This is a genomic window from Pseudomonas sp. GM25 (assembly GCF_000282255.1).
GTDB classification, from domain to species: domain Bacteria; phylum Pseudomonadota; class Gammaproteobacteria; order Pseudomonadales; family Pseudomonadaceae; genus Aquipseudomonas; species Aquipseudomonas aphyarum.
Genome location: NZ_AKJQ01000037.1, coordinates 133,168 through 151,384 on the forward strand (window position 1 = coordinate 133,168; position 18,217 = coordinate 151,384).

20 protein-coding genes are annotated in these 18,217 nt (G+C 58.6%); 17 read left to right on the forward strand and 3 right to left on the reverse strand.

All coding sequences use genetic code 11. From position 1 onward, the window contains the following. Nucleotides 1-103 precede the first annotated feature (103 nt). From PMI24_RS13710 to rpoS, 8 genes are all read left to right on the forward strand, one after another. On the forward strand, nt 104-1,216 hold the full coding sequence (locus tag PMI24_RS13710; protein ID WP_007954819.1) for an S-(hydroxymethyl)glutathione dehydrogenase/class III alcohol dehydrogenase: 1,113 nt from the start codon (nt 104-106) through the stop codon (nt 1,214-1,216). Nucleotides 1,217-1,271: 55 nt separating this feature from the next. Then, complete coding sequence (gene fghA, locus PMI24_RS13715; protein WP_007954820.1) at nt 1,272-2,117, forward strand: S-formylglutathione hydrolase; 846 nt, start codon at nt 1,272-1,274, stop codon at nt 2,115-2,117. Nucleotides 2,118-2,160: 43 nt separating this feature from the next. Then, the gene (ispF, locus tag PMI24_RS13720; protein WP_007954821.1) at nt 2,161-2,634 is read left to right on the forward strand and encodes a 2-C-methyl-D-erythritol 2,4-cyclodiphosphate synthase; all 474 of its coding nucleotides are present in this window, start codon (nt 2,161-2,163) and stop codon (nt 2,632-2,634) included. Next, on the forward strand, nt 2,631-3,689 hold the full coding sequence (truD, locus tag PMI24_RS13725) for a tRNA pseudouridine(13) synthase TruD (protein WP_007954822.1): 1,059 nt from the start codon (nt 2,631-2,633) through the stop codon (nt 3,687-3,689). Before ispF ends, truD begins: the two co-directional genes overlap by 4 nt. Further along, nucleotides 3,677-4,426, forward strand: coding sequence for a 5'/3'-nucleotidase SurE (gene surE / locus PMI24_RS13730; RefSeq protein WP_007954824.1), 750 nt, complete (start codon nt 3,677-3,679; stop codon nt 4,424-4,426). Before truD ends, surE begins: the two co-directional genes overlap by 13 nt. Nucleotides 4,427-4,467: 41 nt before the next feature. Beyond that, complete coding sequence (locus PMI24_RS13735) at nt 4,468-5,103, forward strand: protein-L-isoaspartate(D-aspartate) O-methyltransferase (protein ID WP_170844894.1); 636 nt, start codon at nt 4,468-4,470, stop codon at nt 5,101-5,103. Nucleotides 5,104-5,314: 211 nt separating this feature from the next. After that, nucleotides 5,315-6,196: a peptidoglycan DD-metalloendopeptidase family protein gene (locus PMI24_RS28855; RefSeq protein ID WP_007954829.1), complete on the forward strand. Its 882-nt coding sequence runs from the start codon at nt 5,315-5,317 to the stop codon at nt 6,194-6,196. Between the two features lie 106 nt (nt 6,197-6,302). Next, complete coding sequence (gene rpoS / locus PMI24_RS13745; protein WP_007954831.1) at nt 6,303-7,310, forward strand: RNA polymerase sigma factor RpoS; 1,008 nt, start codon at nt 6,303-6,305, stop codon at nt 7,308-7,310. 489 nt (nt 7,311-7,799) lie between these two features. On the opposite strand, the gene fdxA is transcribed toward rpoS, so the two are convergent. Together fdxA and mutS are read right to left on the reverse strand one after the other, a co-directional pair. After that, on the reverse strand, nt 7,800-8,123 hold the full coding sequence (gene fdxA / locus PMI24_RS13750; protein WP_007908827.1) for a ferredoxin FdxA: 324 nt from the start codon (nt 8,121-8,123) through the stop codon (nt 7,800-7,802). Between the two features lie 163 nt (nt 8,124-8,286). Continuing rightward, nucleotides 8,287-10,857 carry a DNA mismatch repair protein MutS gene (mutS, locus tag PMI24_RS13755; RefSeq protein WP_177323250.1) on the reverse strand — a complete coding sequence of 857 codons (2,571 nt, stop codon included), beginning with the start codon at nt 10,855-10,857 and terminating at the stop codon, nt 8,287-8,289. A gap of 372 nt (nt 10,858-11,229) precedes the next feature. On the opposite strand from mutS, the gene PMI24_RS29625 reads away from it, so the two are divergent. Both PMI24_RS29625 and PMI24_RS29775 read left to right on the forward strand, forming a co-directional pair. Then, nucleotides 11,230-11,613: a hypothetical protein gene (locus tag PMI24_RS29625; RefSeq protein ID WP_007954835.1), complete on the forward strand. Its 384-nt coding sequence runs from the start codon at nt 11,230-11,232 to the stop codon at nt 11,611-11,613. 61 nt (nt 11,614-11,674) lie between these two features. After that, nucleotides 11,675-12,205, forward strand: a complete 531-nt coding sequence (locus PMI24_RS29775) for a hypothetical protein (RefSeq protein ID WP_443200796.1) — start codon at nt 11,675-11,677, stop codon at nt 12,203-12,205. A 315-nt stretch (nt 12,206-12,520) separates the two neighbouring features. On the opposite strand, the gene PMI24_RS13765 is transcribed toward PMI24_RS29775, so the two are convergent. After that, nucleotides 12,521-13,681 carry an acyltransferase family protein gene (locus PMI24_RS13765; RefSeq protein WP_007954839.1) on the reverse strand — a complete coding sequence of 387 codons (1,161 nt, stop codon included), beginning with the start codon at nt 13,679-13,681 and terminating at the stop codon, nt 12,521-12,523. Between the two features lie 279 nt (nt 13,682-13,960). Here PMI24_RS13765 and PMI24_RS13770 point away from each other — a divergent pair, with 279 nt between their 5' ends. The 7 genes from PMI24_RS13770 (at nt 13,961) to PMI24_RS13795 (ending at nt 18,212) form a co-directional block, all read left to right on the forward strand. Then, nucleotides 13,961-14,695, forward strand: coding sequence for an XRE family transcriptional regulator (locus PMI24_RS13770; protein ID WP_045121746.1), 735 nt, complete (start codon nt 13,961-13,963; stop codon nt 14,693-14,695). 512 nt (nt 14,696-15,207) lie between these two features. After that, complete coding sequence (locus tag PMI24_RS13775; RefSeq protein WP_007954841.1) at nt 15,208-15,636, forward strand: tail fiber assembly protein; 429 nt, start codon at nt 15,208-15,210, stop codon at nt 15,634-15,636. Nucleotides 15,637-15,781: 145 nt separating this feature from the next. After that, nucleotides 15,782-15,973: a Com family DNA-binding transcriptional regulator gene (locus PMI24_RS28865; RefSeq protein WP_081493567.1), complete on the forward strand. Its 192-nt coding sequence runs from the start codon at nt 15,782-15,784 to the stop codon at nt 15,971-15,973. A 4-nt stretch (nt 15,974-15,977) separates the two neighbouring features. Further along, nucleotides 15,978-16,556 (forward strand): DUF642 domain-containing protein, encoded by a 579-nt coding sequence (locus PMI24_RS13780; protein ID WP_007954842.1) that lies wholly within the window; start codon nt 15,978-15,980, stop codon nt 16,554-16,556. A gap of 111 nt (nt 16,557-16,667) precedes the next feature. After that, complete coding sequence (locus tag PMI24_RS13785; RefSeq protein WP_007954843.1) at nt 16,668-17,006, forward strand: phage holin family protein; 339 nt, start codon at nt 16,668-16,670, stop codon at nt 17,004-17,006. Nucleotides 17,007-17,078: 72 nt separating this feature from the next. Continuing rightward, nucleotides 17,079-17,600: a hypothetical protein gene (locus PMI24_RS13790; RefSeq protein WP_007954849.1), complete on the forward strand. Its 522-nt coding sequence runs from the start codon at nt 17,079-17,081 to the stop codon at nt 17,598-17,600. Between the two features lie 3 nt (nt 17,601-17,603). Then, the gene (locus tag PMI24_RS13795) at nt 17,604-18,212 is read left to right on the forward strand and encodes a phage baseplate assembly protein V (protein WP_007954851.1); all 609 of its coding nucleotides are present in this window, start codon (nt 17,604-17,606) and stop codon (nt 18,210-18,212) included. The last annotated feature ends 5 nt before the right edge of the window (nt 18,213-18,217 follow it).

Here is an 18,217-nt window from a genome sequence, read left to right on the forward strand (position 1 = left end):
TGTATGGCAATAATGTTTTGCTTTTGTCCGGATTATTCATCAGGCAGCGCTGGACTACACTCCCTGTCTGGTTTTTATTCAATGGATTCACTGGAGAGTCAGCATGATCAAGTCGCGCGCCGCCGTTGCCTTCGAGGCCAAGAAGCCGCTGGAAATCGTAGAAGTCGATGTCGCCATGCCCAAGGCTGGTGAGGTGTTGCTGCGCGTCGTGGCTTCCGGGGTTTGCCACACTGACGCCTACACCCTGTCCGGCGCTGACCCGGAAGGTATCTTCCCGTCGATCCTCGGCCATGAAGGCGGCGCCATCGTCGAAGCGATCGGCGAAGGCGTGACCTCGGTGGCCGTCGGCGACCACGTGATTCCGCTGTACACCCCGGAATGTGGTCAGTGCAAATTCTGTAAGTCGGGCAAGACCAACCTGTGTCAGGCCATTCGCGCCACCCAGGGCAAGGGCCTGATGCCGGACGGCACTTCGCGCTTTTCCTACAAGGGACAAACGATTTTCCACTACATGGGTACTTCGACGTTCTCCGAGTACACCGTGCTGCCGGAAATCTCCGTGGCCAAGATCTCCAAGGATGCGCCGCTGGAAAAGGTCTGCCTGCTCGGTTGCGGCGTGACTACCGGTATCGGCGCAGTGATCAACACCGCCAAGGTCAAACCGGGTGACACCGTGGCCATTTTCGGTCTCGGCGGCATCGGTCTGTCGGCCGTGATTGGCGCGGTGAAAGCCAAGGCCTCGCGCATCATCGCCATCGACATCAACCCGGCCAAGTTCGAAATCGCCAAGCAACTGGGCGCTACCGACTGCGTGAACCCGAAAGACTTCGATCGTCCGATCCAGGAAGTGATCGTCGACATGACCGATGGCGGCGTCGACTTCTCCTTCGAATGCATCGGCAACGTGCAACTGATGCGCGCAGCCCTCGAGTGCTGCCATAAAGGCTGGGGCGAGTCGGTGATCATCGGCGTGGCTGGCGCCGGTCAGGAAATCGCCACCCGTCCGTTCCAGTTGGTCACCGGTCGCGTCTGGCGCGGTTCGGCGTTCGGTGGCGTGCGTGGCCGTACCGAATTGCCAAGCTACGTCGACATGGCGCAAAGCGGCGAAATCCCGCTGGATACTTTCATCACTCACACCATGGGCCTGGAAGACATCAACAAAGCCTTCGACCTGATGCACGAAGGCAAGAGCATTCGCACCGTCATTCATTTCTGATCAATCGCGATGCCACGGCTGCCGATGTGCACCCGTGGCTGCGTAGGAGTCCTACATGAGTCTGGAAAACATCTCCTGTCAGAAAAGTTTCGGCGGTTGGCACAAGCGCTATCGCCATCGTTCCGAAGTGCTGGGCTGCGACATGGTGTTTGCCGTGTATCTGCCGCCGCAGGCAGAGCAGGGCGGCAAGTTGCCGGTGCTGTACTGGCTGTCGGGCCTGACCTGCACGGACGAGAACTTCATGCAGAAGGCCGGCGCGATGCGCATGGCGGCCGAACTCGGCCTGATCATCGTGGCGCCGGACACCAGTCCGCGCGGCCCGGATGTGCCGGGTGATCCCGACGGGGCCTGGGATTTCGGCCTTGGTGCCGGGTTTTATCTGAATGCCACGCAGGAGCCCTGGTCGCGGCACTATCGGATGCATGACTATGTCGTGCAGGAATTGCCTTCACTGGTTGAGGCGCATTTCCCGGCGTCGGACAAGCGCAGCATCAGCGGCCATTCCATGGGCGGCCACGGTGCATTGGTTTGTGCGTTGCGCAATCCTGGGCGTTATCAGTCGGTATCGGCGTTTTCGCCAATCAACAATCCGATCGACTGCCCGTGGGGCCAGAAGGCATTCACCCGCTATCTGGGCGAAGACCGTTCGAAATGGCGCGAATGGGATGCCTGTGCACTGATCGCCGAAGCGCAGGAGAAACTGCCACTGCTGGTCGATCAGGGTGATCGCGACGATTTCCTCGCCACCCAGCTCAAACCGGAAGCCCTGCAACAAGCGGCAAAACAAGCGGGTCATCCATTGACGTTGCGCCTGCAACCGGGCTACGACCACAGCTATTTCTTCATCGCGAGCTTCATTGACGACCACTTGCAGCATCACGCACGCGCCCTTAAGGGCTAATGCAGGTAGAATCACGCCCTGACAAAATTCGGGGCGTTTTTTTATGCGTATTGGCCACGGCTATGATGTGCACCGTTTCGCTGAAGGCGATTTCATTACTCTGGGCGGCGTGCGAATCGCACACGGCTTCGGGCTGCTCGCTCACTCCGACGGTGACGTCCTGCTGCATGCCTTGAGCGACGCCTTGCTCGGTGCAGCTGCGCTGGGTGATATCGGCAAGCATTTTCCGGACACCGACCCTCAATTCAAGGGCGCCGACAGCCGTGTGCTGTTGCGTCACGTGGTCAGTCTGATCCACGCCAAAGGCTGGAAAGTCGGCAACGTCGACAACACCATCGTTGCCCAGGCACCGAAGATGGCCCCTCATATCGAATCGATGCGCGCGCTGATTGCCGCGGATCTGCAAGTAGAACTGGATCAAGTGAACGTGAAAGCCACCACCACCGAGAAGCTTGGCTTCGTCGGTCGCGAAGAAGGCATCGCCGTGCATTCCGTTGCCTTGTTGCTGCGCGCATGAACGAACTGCAACTGCTCGGCCCGCGCGCATATGGCGATGCCCTCGGCACCGCAGTACTGAAGGCCATCGCCGAAGATTTCCAGGTCGATGAAGTCCTCGACATTCCGTTCAGCGGTGACGGCGAGCACCTGTGGATCTGGGTGGAAAAGCGTGGCCTGAATACAGAAGAGGCTGCGCGCCGTATCGCCAAGGCCGCCGGTGTGCCGCTTCGTACGGTGAGCTATGCCGGTCTGAAGGATCGTCAGGCGCTGACCCGCCAGTGGTTCAGCGTGCAACTCCCGGGCAAGGCCGATCCGGATCTGTCGGCGGCGGAAAACGACACGCTGAAAATCCTCAAGACCACCCGCCACAAGCGCAAGCTGCAGCGCGGTGCGCATTCGGCCAACGGTTTCACCTTGCGCCTGACCCAGTTCAATGGCGACAAGGCTGCCATCGACGAGCGTCTGCAACTGATCGCCAAACAAGGCATCCCGAATTACTTCGGCGCCCAGCGTTTTGGCCATGACGGCGGCAACGTGGTCGATGCCCGTTCGTGGGCTGCGCGCAAGGCACTGCCGGAACAACGCAATGTGCGTTCACGCCTGCTGTCGACCGCGCGCAGTTTTCTGTTCAATCAGGTGCTCGCGGCGCGGGTGGCCGATGGCACCTGGCAGCATGCCCAGGTCGGCGATCTGCTGGCGTTTACCGACAGCCGCAGCTTTTTCCCGGCCGGTGAGGCCGAGTGCAGCGACCCGCGCCTGGCGATTCTCGACCTGCATCCGACCGGCCCGCAGTGGGGCGAAGGTGACTCGCCGGCGGCCGGGGTTGTCCATGATCTGGAGCAGGGGATTGCCGCACGCGAGGCGGATTTGCGCGATTGGTTGATTAATGCCGGTATGAGCCACGAACGTCGCATCCTGCGGCTGCCCATTGGCGGGTTGACGTGGCATTATCCCGAGCCTGACATTCTGCAACTGGAATTCGTCCTCCCGGCCGGATGCTTCGCCACCGTATTGGTGCGCGAACTCGTTGATCTGGTGCCGGTGGGGCAGACGGACAGCCCATGCGTATTCTGATTTCTAACGACGATGGGGTGACTGCGCCCGGTCTTGCCGCGCTTTATGCTGCGCTGGCGGATTACACCGAGTGCGTGGTTATCGCCCCGGAACAGGACAAGAGCGGTGCCAGCAGTTCGCTGACACTCGACCGTCCGCTGCACCCGCAATACCTGGCCAACGGCTTTATCAGCCTCAATGGCACACCGACCGATTGCGTCCATCTGGGGCTCAACGGGTTGCTCGAACGCGAGCCGGACATGGTGGTTTCGGGCATCAACCTGGGCGCCAACCTGGGTGATGACGTGCTGTATTCCGGAACGGTGGCAGCCGCCCTCGAGGGCCGCTTTCTCGAGCGCCCGTCGTTTGCCTTCTCGCTGGTTTCGCGGCAGGTCGACAACTTGCCCACGGCCGCCTACTTTGCGCGCAAACTGGTCGAGGCCCACGCCGGGCTCGATCTGCCACCGCGCACGGTGCTGAACGTGAACATTCCGAATCTGCCGATTGATCACATTCGCGGCATTCAACTGACCCGTCTCGGCCATCGCGCCCGTGCGGCGGCACCGATGAAAGTCGTGGACCCGCGCGGCAAGGCCGGTTACTGGATCGCAGCGGCAGGTGATGCGGAAGACGGCGGGCCGGGCACCGATTTCCATGCGGTGATGCAAGGTTACGTATCCATCACTCCGTTGCAGCTCGATCGCACCTTCAATGATGCCTTCAGAAGTCTCGACGGCTGGCTGGAGGGGCTCAACTGATGGCTCGTGAACAAGACGACAGGCTGCGTAGCGGCATCGGGATGACCTCCCAACGAACCCGTGAGCGCCTGATCCAGCGTCTGTACGAAGAGGGCGTTTCCAACGCCAGCGTGCTGGAAGTGATCCGCCGCACCCCGCGACACCTGTTCGTCGATGAAGCGCTGGCGCACCGTGCCTATGAAGACACCGCGCTGCCGATCGGCAACAACCAGACCATTTCCCAGCCTTATATGGTGGCGCGCATGAGCGAGCTGCTGCTGGAAGCCGGGCCGCTGGATAAAGTGCTGGAGATCGGCACCGGTTCCGGTTACCAGACGGCGGTGCTGTCGCAACTGGTCGAGCGGGTGTTCTCGGTGGAGCGCATCAAGGTGCTGCAGGATCGGGCCAAGGAACGCCTGGTCGAGCTCAACCTGCGCAACGTGGTGTTTCGTTGGGGCGATGGCTGGGAAGGCTGGCCGGCGCTGGCGCCGTATAACGGCATCATCGTCACGGCGGTGGCGACCGATGTGCCTCAGGCTCTGCTTGATCAACTGGCACCGGGCGGGCGGATGGTGATCCCGGTCGGCTCCGGTGAAGTGCAGCAATTGATGCTGATCGTGCGCGAAGAAAACGGCTTCTCCCGACACGTTCTCGGGGCAGTGCGTTTCGTGCCATTGCTCAACGGTCCGCTGGCCTGAGCATTTGTTCGGGACCGCTGAATTCCTGTCGAACGCGCCTGTCTTACAGCGGCAGCGAATGTTTAAACAGGATGGATCGTCTACAAGCAAACGTGTGCGCCGAGCCATAGCGCTTCTATAAAGGTAAAGCCGGTTGCGCCCGTTATACTTGCGAAGTTTCATGCCGGAATCGGCATTCCACATTTTTCAGCCACCACAAAGGGAGCGGCGGGTGAGTCTCACAGTCATTGCGCAGCGTATGGGTAACACGAGCTTTCAGCGCCTGGTGACTGGCCTTGTCTTGAGCACCTTGCTGGTCGGTTGCTCCAGCACAAAATCGAACAACGTTCGGGTCGTCGATCGCAACAATGCGGTGGCCCAGCGTCCGGTCGTGACGACCGGGCAGTATGTAGTCCGTCCGGGCGATACTTTGTTTTCCATCGCTTTTCGCTACGGCTGGGACTACAAAGCCCTCGCCGCCCGGAACAATATTCCTACGCCATACACGATCCATCCGGGTCAGACGATTCGCTTCGACGGCCGCACCGGTTCAACGTCGACGGCGGTCGTCACCAACTCCGGTTCCTCAGCGTCTTCGTCCAGCAAAACCACGGTTATCCGGCGCCAGGCAAATGGCACGACAACGACCACAACCACGGGTTCCGGTGCGGCTTCCACTACGGTTGTACCGTCCGTCGCCAACAAGCAAACACCCGCTCCGCTGCCTCCACCGGGCCCGGCCCCGACCGGCTGGCGATGGCCATCTAATGGCATTCTGATTGGTAAATTCTCTTCAAACGGTAGTTTGAATAAAGGAATTGATATCGCCGGAGATTTGGGACAGCCTGTTTTAGCTGCGTCTGATGGGACGGTGGTATACGCCGGGAGTGGCTTAAGGGGCTACGGCGAATTAGTCATCATCAAACACAGCGAAACCTACGTCAGTGCTTACGGACACAACCGTCGGCTGTTGGTACGGGAGGGACAGCAGGTCAAGGTCGGACAGACAATTGCCGAAATGGGGTCAACGGGTACAGACCGGGTGAAACTGCATTTTGAGATTCGCCGACAAGGTAAACCTGTAGATCCGCTGCAGTTCCTGCCAAGACGTTGATTTGCAGACCAGCCTGTTCCGTCGCGTAGAGGGGACAGGCTCCAGCGTTGCCAAGGATAAAGGCGTCGCTTGAGCTTGGGGTCGAACTCACCAAAGGACTATAACAATGGCTCTCAGTAAAGAAGTGCCGGAGTTTGACATCGACGATGAGGTTCTCCTGATGGAGACCGGCATCGATTCGGATTCGATGTCGAATGATGAAGGGGCTGCTCCACCTTCCGTTCGTGCCAAATCCAAACACTCCGCTTCACTTAAACAACACAAGTACATCGATTACACTCGGGCACTCGATGCCACGCAGCTGTACCTCAACGAAATCGGCTTTTCCCCACTGCTCTCCCCGGAAGAAGAAGTTCATTTTGCGCGCTTGTCGCAAAGTGGCGATCCTGCCGGGCGCAAGCGCATGATCGAAAGTAACCTGCGGCTGGTCGTCAAGATCGCCCGGCGTTACGTCAATCGGGGGCTGTCGCTGCTGGATCTGATCGAAGAGGGCAACCTCGGACTGATCCGCGCGGTGGAAAAGTTCGATCCCGAGCGCGGCTTCCGCTTCTCGACCTACGCGACCTGGTGGATCCGTCAGACCATCGAACGCGCGATCATGAATCAGACCCGGACCATCCGGTTGCCGATCCATGTGGTCAAGGAGCTAAACGTGTACCTGCGGGCTGCACGGGAGCTGACGCAAAAGCTCGACCACGAACCTTCACCCGAAGAAATCGCCAACCTGCTGGAAAAACCGGTGGGCGAGGTCAAGCGCATGCTGGGCCTGAACGAGCGGGTTTCTTCGGTCGACGTCTCGCTGGGTCCGGATTCGGATAAAACCCTGCTGGACACCCTGACGGATGATCGTCCGACCGATCCGTGCGAACTGCTGCAGGATGACGACCTGTCGCAGAGCATCGATCAATGGCTCTCGGAACTGACCGACAAGCAACGCGAGGTGGTCGTGCGCCGCTTCGGCCTGCGCGGCCATGAGAGCAGTACGCTGGAAGATGTAGGCCTGGAGATCGGCCTGACCCGGGAACGGGTGAGACAGATCCAGGTGGAAGGCCTCAAGCGCCTTCGTGAAATTCTCGAGAAAAACGGCCTGTCGAGCGAGTCGCTGTTTCAATAAGCCACCCGCATGACCGCTATGCAGAAAGCCCCGACTGGTTCGGGGCTTTTTGTTGGCGCACTGAAAGCGGGATACGTTCCCAGCTTGTAGGTTTGCGTTGTAAGCCTTTGCTGACTGTATCGTAAGTGTTCGTTATTTTTACACTGCCGCTGAAGGCGATTATGCTTGTTGTTTATTCATAACTTAATGATTTGTATGGTTATTTTTTAATGTGAAGGGCTTGTGACAACAGGCTCGTGCGCTGGAGGCCGGTTGCCCCCGGCGGGGAAATCTCTAGTATCTGGGTTGTGTCGACGGATAGACACGCCCTTCAGGGAAGAGGGGAACGGACATCGCAGGAAGCGATTCATCAGGACGATGAAAAGGAACACAGGGAATAGGGAAAAAATGTGGGCGGGTCAAACCGCCCCTTTTTTTTGCCTGAAGAAAAGCAAAACCCGGAAAAGCAAAAAGGCCCGCGAGGGGCCTTTTCTTCAAACGCGGGACAGATCAGCGTTCGAGGTCTTTGATCTTGCCTTTGACGCCATCCCACTCTTCGGCATCCGGCAGGGATTCTTTTTTCTCGGTGATGTTCGGCCAGATTTCGGCCAGCTCAACGTTCAGCTGAATGAACTCCTGCATCTCTTCCGGAACTTCGTCCTCGGAGAAAATGGCTACGGCCGGGCATTCCGGTTCGCACAGGGCGCAGTCGATGCACTCATCCGGGTGAATCACCAGGAAGTTCGGGCCTTCGTAGAAGCAGTCCACCGGACAGACTTCTACGCAGTCGGTGTACTTGCACTTGATGCAGTTGTCGGTGACGACGAAGGTCATTTCTAATTTTCTCCTCAGGCGGCGGCAGCGTTGCCCCTTCACGGTTGGGGTCGCCAGGTTCGGGAGCGATGTCTGCCAGCCAGGCTATTAGCCAGCAGCATCCCAAACCGCGCGAGATTCTAACAGCTTGAAGCCGTTTGCGTTATATCCGGTTCGTCGGTGCTTAGATCCGGTTCTTTAGTGCATAGAGCATTTCGAGTGCACGACGCGGTGTCACGTCATCCAGATCCAGTTTCGCCAACTCATCCAGCACCGGATGCGGGAGGCTGGCAAACATGTCGCTCTGCTGCGGTGTCGCCGGTTTGCCCTTGGCGGCCGGTTTCGGCGCCTCATGCGGCAGCGCGGTATCTTCCAGGCGGCTCAGGTGCTCACGAGCGCGCACGATCACCTCGCTCGGCACGCCGGCCAGCTGTGCGACCGCAAGGCCATAACTCTGGCTCGCCGGCCCCGGCAACACATGGTGCAGGAACACGATGCGTTCGTTGTGCTCGGTAGCGTTTAGGTGAACGTTGGCCACCAGCGGTTCGGCTTCCGGCAGAACGGTCAGTTCGAAATAGTGCGTCGCAAACAGAGTATAGGCGCGCAGCTGCGCCAGACGTTCCGCTGCTGCCCACGCCAGGGACAGACCGTCGAAGGTGCTGGTGCCGCGACCGACTTCGTCCATCAGCACCAGGCTGCGCTCGGTGGCATTGTGCAGGATGTTCGCGGTTTCGCTCATTTCCACCATGAAGGTCGAACGCCCGCCAGCGAGGTCGTCGCTGGAACCGATCCGGGTGAAGATCCGGTCCACCAGCGACAGTTCGCAACTGGCCGCCGGCACGAAGCTGCCGATGTGCGCCAGCAGCACGATCAGTGCAGTCTGGCGCATATAGGTGGATTTACCGCCCATGTTCGGGCCGGTGATCACCAGCATGCGGGTGTTGTCGTCCAGGCTCAGGTCGTTGGCCACGAACGGTGTGGTCAGCACTTGCTCGACCACCGGGTGACGACCCTGGGAAATGCGCATGCACGGTTCGCTGACGAAGGTCGGGCAATTCAGGTCGAGATTGAGCGCACGTTCGGCGAGGTTGCTCAGTACGTCCAGTTCGGCCAGCGCGCCAGCGGTGTCCTGCAACGGCGGCAACTGGCTGATCAGATCTTCCAGCAGTGCTTCGTAGAGCATCTTCTCGCGAGCCAGGGCGCGGCTCTTGGCCGACAACGCCTTGTCTTCGAACTCTTTCAGTTCTGGCGTGATGAAGCGCTCGGCACCCTTGAGGGTCTGGCGGCGGATGTAGTCTGCCGGCGCCGACTCGGCCTGCTTGCTCGGCAACTCGATGAAGTAGCCGTGGATGCGGTTGTAGCCGACCTTCAGGTTGGCGAGGCCGGTACGGGCCTTTTCCCGGGCTTCCAGATCGATCAGGAACTGGCCGGCGTTCTCGCTCAGCGATTGCAGCTCGTCGAGTTCACTGTCGTAACCGGTTTTCAGCACGCCGCCGTCACGGATGACCGCCGGCGGGTTGTCGATGATGGCTTTTTCCAGCAGCGCCGCCAGTTCCGGGTAGGTGCTGGTGGTGGACGCCAGACGCTGCAGGTGCGGTGCTTCCAGATCGGTCATCGCCACTTGCAGTTCAGGCAGCGCACCGAGTGCATCACGCAGGCGTGCAAGGTCGCGAGGGCGGGCATTGCGCAGGCCGATCCGTGCCAGAATCCGCTCGATGTCGCCGATTTCTTTGAGCTGCGGTTGCAGGTTTTCAAAGCGATAGCGGTCGAGCAGGCAAGTGATCGAGGTCTGGCGAGCCAGCAGCACGGTCAGATCGCGCAGCGGACGGTTGAGCCAGCGGGTCAGCAGGCGGCTGCCCATGGCGGTCTGGCAACGGTCGACCACCGATTGCAGGGTGTTGTCGCGGCCGCCGGCCAGGTTGGTATCGAGTTCGAGGTTGCGGCGGCTGGCGCCGTCCAGCACCACGGTGTCGTCCAGCCGCTCATGGCGCAGGCTGCGCAGATGGGGCAGGGCGGTGCGCTGGGTTTCCTTGGCATACGCCAGCAGGCAACCGGCGGCGCCGATCGCCAGGGTCAGGGTTTCGCAGCCAAAGCCTTTCAGGTCCTGGGTGGAGAATTGCTGACAGAGACTTTTCAGCGCCGAATCACGTTCGAAATCCCACGGTGCACGACGACGTACCCCACGGCGTTTTTCTGCCGGCAGATCTTTTGGCCAGTCATCCGGGATCAGCAACTCGACCGGGTTGACCCGCTCAAGCTCCGCCAGCAGGTTCTCCCAGCCCTTGATTTCAAGCACGGTGAAGTTGCCGCTGGTGATGTCCAGCACGGCGAGGCCGAACAGGCGCTCGTCGCCCAGCACCGCCGCGATCAGGTTGTCGCGACGCTCATCCAGCAACGCCTCGTCGCTGACCGTACCCGGGGTGATGATCCGCACCACCTGACGCTCCACCGGGCCTTTACTGGTGGCCGGGTCTCCGACCTGCTCGCAGATCACCACCGACTCGCCTAGCTTAACCAGCTTCGCCAGATAACCTTCCGCCGCGTGATACGGAATCCCGCACATCGGAATCGCCTGACCCGCCGACTGCCCGCGCGCGGTCAGGGTGATGTCCAGCAACTTGGCCGCCTTCTTCGCGTCTTCGTAGAAGATCTCGTAGAAGTCGCCCATGCGGTAGAACATCAGCTGGTCCGGGTGCTGATTCTTCAAGCGCCAGTATTGCTGCATCATCGGGGTGTGGGAGGACAGGTCGGAAATTGCTTTATTCATCAGTATGTCAGGCGAATTCTTCAAAGTGGCTGGGCAAGAATAGAGCTTTTCAGCGTCCGTATTCAGAGCGGACCCTATCAGGCAGGGGGGATTTTCCCCCTGAGTAGTCCGCGATGTCTACAACCGTGCTTGCAGGTCAGGTTTTTCGACGCTCACGGTTAACTTGCGGATTACTTCAGTTATTGGGAGGGCAATTGGAGAAGAGGGCAAGTGGTAGAGCTCAAGCAACTGCAGGTATTTGATCGAAAAATAACAGCCCGATAATCTGGAAAAATTCGTTAGTTTAGTACTGTATCATTGCGCCCTCGTGCAAGCTGTCTTACCGGCGAGCAGGGCCTGGCTAACCTCCAGGTTCACGCGTTGACCAAAGAGGTCGATGCATATGCTGCCGCCTGGGTAGGCATGGAGAGTGCGCTCGGAGATTTCGTCGCGGTCATCGATCCGCTGACGGACGATATCCGGTTTTTTCCGAAAATGCTTGATGAAGCCGTCCGGGGCGCTGACGTAGTCTTCGCCAACAACCAGCAGAAACCGGTTCAGAGCTGGCCCTATCGTGCGGCGTCCAGCCTGTTTAATACGCTATATAGCTGCTTCAATGGAGTCCACCTCGCCAAAGAGGCGCCCTCTTATCGGATTCTCAGCAAGACAGTGATCAACTTCATTCTGCAGCATCCGCAGCCGACGATTTCTTACCGCCATCTGCCGGCTACCGGCTACCGGTGGTTTCGCCCGCGCGTATCTTGACTACAGTGCTACGCCAAAATCCTGTCCGAAGAAAAGACTTGGCGATAGCATTGATCGAGGAATGCGTCTACTGGCATCAACGACTCAGGCGCCAATGCGTATAGTGACGGGGTTGTCCATCTTCGGTGCAGTCGCGAACCTGGTCTATGGCATCTATGTGACGATCATCGCTCTGCTGAAAAACGATGTGGCGCCAGGTTGGGTCAGTCTTTCTCTGCAGCAGTCGGGCATGTTTTTCCTGATCTGCCTGGTATTGCTGGTGCTGGGTGAATACATCCTCAACATGGTCAGCTTGTCGAACGAAGATTTCGCGTCTTGGCCAGATAGACAGCAATGGCTGCCCCATAGAATCCTCCGCCAATCACCACCGCATCAACGTCGGGCTGACAGCTTTCCATCAAGAAGTCCACTTACTTGCAGGCACCACAGGTTTGCGCGTCCTGTCGGTTACTTCCTCGATATTGAGTTTTTCAAGCCGGGTCATTCGCGCGCTGGTGAACTCCTGAGCCACGTGGTAGCGCGGTCCTTCGACTTTCAGACGATCAGCCTCGGGCTCACTGTTGGCACGATTTCTGTGTGGTCATTCCGTTGATCAACGAGGGTGAAAGGATCAAGAGCCTGCTGGCCAGAATGGCGGCCTGCAACATCCATCCCATGCCGATATCATCATTGTCGACGGTGGCAGTACCGATGGCTCTCTGGCGCTGGATGCCCTGCAACAGGTCGGTGTTCGGGGCCTGCTGGTAGCAGTAACGGCGCTTTTTCTTTTCAGCAATGCAGTCGATAAAAAAACTCTTTTATCGACTGCATCTCAAAAATCAGGATCTGGTCAATTATCCGGCAAGAGCAAAACGCAAAGTGCTACAGCGTTTTGATCTTGCCGCATCGAGAATCTATCGCTTCAGTTTCAAGCCACTGCAAATCGTGATTTGAGGTTGCGCGACAGTTTTTCGCCGCGCCTTCTCATAGGGTTCTCTATATAGCGATAGTTGAACTCGGAGAACAGCAAGGTGATCGCCACGAATACAGCGATGTACAGTGCCGTGTAGCCACCTGCGAACGGAGTTGGCTGCGAGTCACCAGGGGCGGCGAAGAACCAGTGTCGAACCAGCGACAGCGCAATCACGTGCGTCAGGTAGATCGCGTAAGAACGCGAGCCTATGTAGTTACACACCGCAACCAGTGCACGATGGCCGCTTAGATAGTCCTTGTTGTAAGTGGCGACCCAAACCAGCAAGCCCGACCCGACGGCCGTCAGGCCCATGGCGAAGGGCAGAGGCGGATTGGGCGCGGTCAGCGCTGCGAGCAACACAATCATGGCCGCCAGCAAGATCACAACGATCCAACCATTTTTCAGAAAGGTCGGTTCCAGGCGTTTGTAGCTTTCGCTGCCTTGCCACAGGGCCAATAACACCCCAAGAGAAATGGCATCGGTACGAAATGCCCATAACTCGGGGGTGGGGCGAATCAGTTGGCGGGTGAGGAAAAACTGCGCCAGGAACACCGCGATGAAGACCGCCGGCATCCAGCGCCGACCGGCCAGCACCGCAATGATCGGCAATACCAGATAAAACTGGTTTTCCAGAGACAGACTCCAGTAAATCCCGACATCGCCGAGCGTACCGGTATCTCGGCTGACGGCGTACACCACGTTCATGTATTGCAGGGCTGCCGCCAAAGCAGAGTGAACGAATATTTCCAACTGCAGGAATACGCCTTTACCACCGTAAAGATATGACAGCAGCAGGGATACCCCGATCCAGAACAGCGCCGATGGCATCAGTCGCCAGAAGCGCCGGACCCAGAACGGAACGCATAACTCCAGCAACTCATGAAAACTACGGCTCGATGGAATCTCGTTGGCAATGGATTTGGTAATAATGAAGCCGGAGACGCAAAAGAAGATGTCCACCCCGTAACCGAAGCGGAAATCGGCAAGCACATCCCAGTAGATTGATTGCGGTGACAGGATCAATGCGATGTGGGCGAAGATGACAAGGATGATCGCCAGCGCGCGCAGTGCTTCGATATCGCTGTTCTTGCGCTGTTTTACATGGGGTGTGGTCATGGTTGGCTCAGTATTGATCTATCACTCGACTGTCGTGGCAACTTGTGTATCGACAGGCGTTGGTTCGTACTGAAGCGGGAGTTCAGTATCGAGTCAGAAAAGCTCGCTACGCATGAAGGGAATATGGGAAATTCCTGTAGGACTTTTCTGAGTGACGCTAGATTACCACGGCCAGTTGATAGACCGCTTTCGTGATCCATGAGTGCGCAACGGAAATTTATGCACTCTTATGCAAATCAGCATTTGTATTCGGAAAAAACTTCAAGCACTATGCGCGTTATGCAAAAACGCAACGTATCCTCCGTCTTAAGAGCACTGCTCGATCAGCACGGGATCTCCCCCACGGAGCTCCACCGTCGCACCGGCGTGCCTCAATCCACGCTCTCGCGGATTCTCAGCGGGAAGATCGTCGATCCTTCGGATAAACACATCTCGAAGATCGCCGAGTACTTTGCCGTGAGCACCGATCAGTTGCGCGGGCGCGCGGATGTTGCGCCCGCCGCCAACGCCGGACGCGACGAGTTGCATTCCGAACTCAAGGACATAAGCCTGTGGGACGACGACACGCCCGTCGATGACGACGAGGTGTCGGTGCCCTTTCTTCGCGAGGTTGAATTGGCTGCTGGATCAGGAAGATTCGTCATCGAAGAGAGCGAACGCTCTAGTCTGCGCTTCGGCAAGCGCAGCCTGCGCCATAACGGTGTGCAGTTCGACCAGGCCAAATGCGTGACGGTACGTGGCAACAGCATGTTGCCGGTATTGCGCGACGGCGCCACGGTCGGCGTCAATGCCGGCAAGTGCGGAATCGGCGACATCATCGATGGCGACCTTTATGCGATCAACCACAACGGTCAATTGCGGGTGAAGCAGCTCTATCGCCTGCCTACCGGTATCCGTCTGCGCAGCTTCAATCGCGATGAGCATCCGGACGAGGACTACAGCTTCCAGGATATGCAGGAAGAGCAGATCGTCATCCTCGGTCACGTCTTCTGGTGGGGCATGTACGCCCGGTAACCTGATTCCTTTCTGACAAAACCCGCCTCGGCGGGTTTTTTTTCGCCTTTACAAAACCGGCCAACCCTTGAATGGCGGGGCTTTCATGCATCCACGCATTTCTTGTGCATAAATAAATGCATTTACGCATTGACTGTATATGCATCCATGCATATTCTTGCCACCAAGCCGCTCGACAAAGCGGCTGGCAACAACAGCTCTTTAGTTCCACAAGAACAGGCAGCGATGAACCGGCCTCAACGGTTCAGAGGGTTGGCAACTGACCCGGGTGTGCAGCGTAAAGCACCAGAAGCAGTTATCCGGCGGGCAGGGACCGCGGTCGGAAAAACAATTTGAATGGACTCGTACCGCGCCAGTAGCGCCGAAAAGTCAGCTTCCTTCACGTACACAGGATTGAAGGAAGGCGAAGGAGCGCATTACTGAAAAGCCCGGCCAATTGCCGGGCTTTTTGGAATGCCTTTTTGGCAGGAACAGAAGGCCGGGATCCCGGCAATCAAAAAAGGATGATAAGCATGAATCGATACGTCTTTATCTCGATGCCCAGTTCCAAGGTTTATCGGGTGCTTGATACCGAGGAAGGGAAGCCGCTCAATCCTCCTGACGGATTGTGGGGGGAATGGGTGGATGCCACAGGAAACACGGAAGTTGTGGTCGGATGGAATGCCAGACTGGTCAACAACCAGTGGGAGTTGCATGCACCCACTTTCGAAGAGGTGGCAAGTCAGGTCAAGTTCCTCGCAACTGAGAAGCTATCGAATGCCAAAGGCTGGCTGACGTTCAACCCGCTGGATTACAAGCAGGACCTGGGCATTGCAACGCCAGAGGAAGAAGCGGTGTTGCTGGCTTACAAGCAATACGTCATCGCCGTGTGCGATTACAAGAATCAACCGGGTTACCCGTACACCATGATTTGGCCGACAGAGCCTTTTTCGCTGGTTTGATTTCGACGACCCGATTGTTCTGGTCTGTATGACCGAAAAGCCCGGCCTCCGCGCCGGGCGTTCTGAAATGCCTGCCTGAGGCAGGTGCTTCAACAAGGTTTCGCGGCATGAGCAAGGCCAGGCAGAGAATCAAAAGGATTTGTCGATGTTGAAAGAGTGCCGCTGCGGCCATTGCAAACGACTGCTCGCCCGGATGGGCGAGTACACAGAACTCCAGATCAAATGTTCCCGCTGCGGAACGTTGAATCATGTGAAGGCCGCGAGCCCCGAGCGATCGCCTGTGAGCGACATGCGTGCTGCATCGTCAGCACAACCTGATCAATCTCCTCATAGGTAAAGACATGAACATTCTCAAGAAATACGTAGCTCCGTTTCTCGCTGTTGCACTGCTGGGCAATGGCGGCAGCGCAATCGCCGCCAACCTCCTGGTAAACGGCAGCTTTGAACAATCGACATGCGGTGGTGGGTGCATTCTGGACACCCCGGCAAAAACCAATGCCATTACAGGCTGGACGACGTTCCTGTCCGGTGCCGAATACTTCAACATGCCCAATGCCATCGGCGGTTCGGTGGCAGCAGATGGCGTGATGATCGTTGACCTGGCCAACTACGTTTACGGCAATGGTGGCGGGATTCAGCAAAATTTCGCCACCACCCCGGGCGCCCAATACCGATTGACCTTCAGCGCGGGCAACTCGCGTTACGCCAGCCGCTCCGGCGACGGTGTCATTCAGGTGAAAGTGGCCGGGCAGGCCGCTACGTTCAACACACCGACAGCCAAAGGCGTCGCGGTCGAGTGGAGCACCGTCACTTACGAGTTCACCGCGATTACCGCGCAGACGACTCTGGCGTTTTCCAACGAGCAGAACCCATACGCCAACTACGCCTTCATCGACAACGTCATTGTCGAGCGCCTGTAACTGCTGAATGCGCGGAATCTGCCGCTGTTCTTCCCCGCGTCAGAGGCGACACCTGTCCGGTGCCGCCTCTTCACTTTCTCTTCATTCATCAACGCTTTCAGGAGGCGTGACATGACAAACGAGCAACAAGCGTTGCTGGACATGCCAATCTGGCTGGTCATCCTCCTTGCCGTGGCGGGCGGGGTGTCCGGCGAAATGTGGCGCGCCGACAAGGAGGGCGCCCGCGGCTGGCCGCTGCTGCGGCGGCTTGCCTTGCGCTCCGGTGCCTGCATGATCTGCGGCGTGTCGGCAATCATGCTGCTGTACGCCGCCGGCATGTCGATCTGGGCCGCCGGGGCATTTGGTTGCCTCACTGCAATGGCCGGTGCCGACGTAGCCATCGGCCTTTACGAGCGCTGGGCTGCCAAGCGCATCGGCGTCTGCGAAGTTCCCCCGCGCGATCCGCAATAACCCCTCACTTTCCTGTCTCGCTGCACGCCGTGCGGCGGGACTTCGCGTGGACATCAGAAAAGGAGGTCAAGCATGCCCACACCGATTCAGCAGCCTTCGCAGTTGTTCACGGCGATGGCGACAGCCTTGCGCAACAGCTCCGAGCTGAACGTGCAGGTCGGCAATCACGATGACTTCACAGCCCCCGGCGACAAGGCCTGGGTGCTGATCGACATCGAGCGAAATGCACCGGGGGAGCGCGCCGCCAACGGGCGCATCGCCCATGTGCTGACGCTGTCGCTGCAAGTCATTCCGGCGCTGTCTGCCACGGCGTTTGCGGCGTGCGATTTGATCGCCGCACTGAAGAACCTGATCACCGACAACCGCTGGGGCTTGCCTGGCGAGCAATGCGATCTGCCGATGAACATTGATGGATTGCCGTCAGTGCTCATCCGCGCCGATCAGCCGAACAAAGCCTGGACGCTGTCGTTCAACCAGACCCTCTACCTGGGCCCGACCTTGCTCGACGACCCGCTCGGTACGCCGAAATTCGCCCGCACCTGGGAAGTCAGCGACATCGACGACCCCGACCAATACACCTCGCTGGAGGCCTGATCGATGTTCGACGCGTTACTGCGAATGCAGCTGGGCCCGATCATCGAGCGCCTGGCCGAGATGGAAGCGGAGATCGAAGACCTGCACCGGCGCGCCGAGAGTTATTGCCGTATCGGCATCTGTCAGGAAGTCGATGCCGCCAGTAACACCTGCCGGGTCAGCCACGGTGGATTGCTGACACCCGCCATCAAGTTCTTCAACCCGAGCGCCGGCGCGCAGAGCGAGTCGCGGATCCCGACGGTGGGTGAGCAGTGTCTGCTGTTCAACTACGGCAGCGGCGAAAGCGGCGCACAGAGCGTGGCGCTGTTCGGCCTGAACAGTGACCGTTTTCCGCCGACCTCGACGGTGCCGACGTTGACTCGTCGCGTCCATCAGGACGGCAGCGAAAGCGGCTACGACGACGCGACGCACACCCTGCATTGGCAAAACGGTCCGGCCGCCTTCAACGGTTCTCGCGAAGCGCTTGAGCTGAGCATCGGTCCGGCACGGCTGGCGATGACCCCGCAAGCGATCAACCTGCAACTGGGCGCGGTCGGCCTGACCATCGACGCCTCGGGCGTGCATTTCAGCGGCCCGTTGGTGGATCACCAGGGCCGCGTCATCAGCCCCTGAATCAA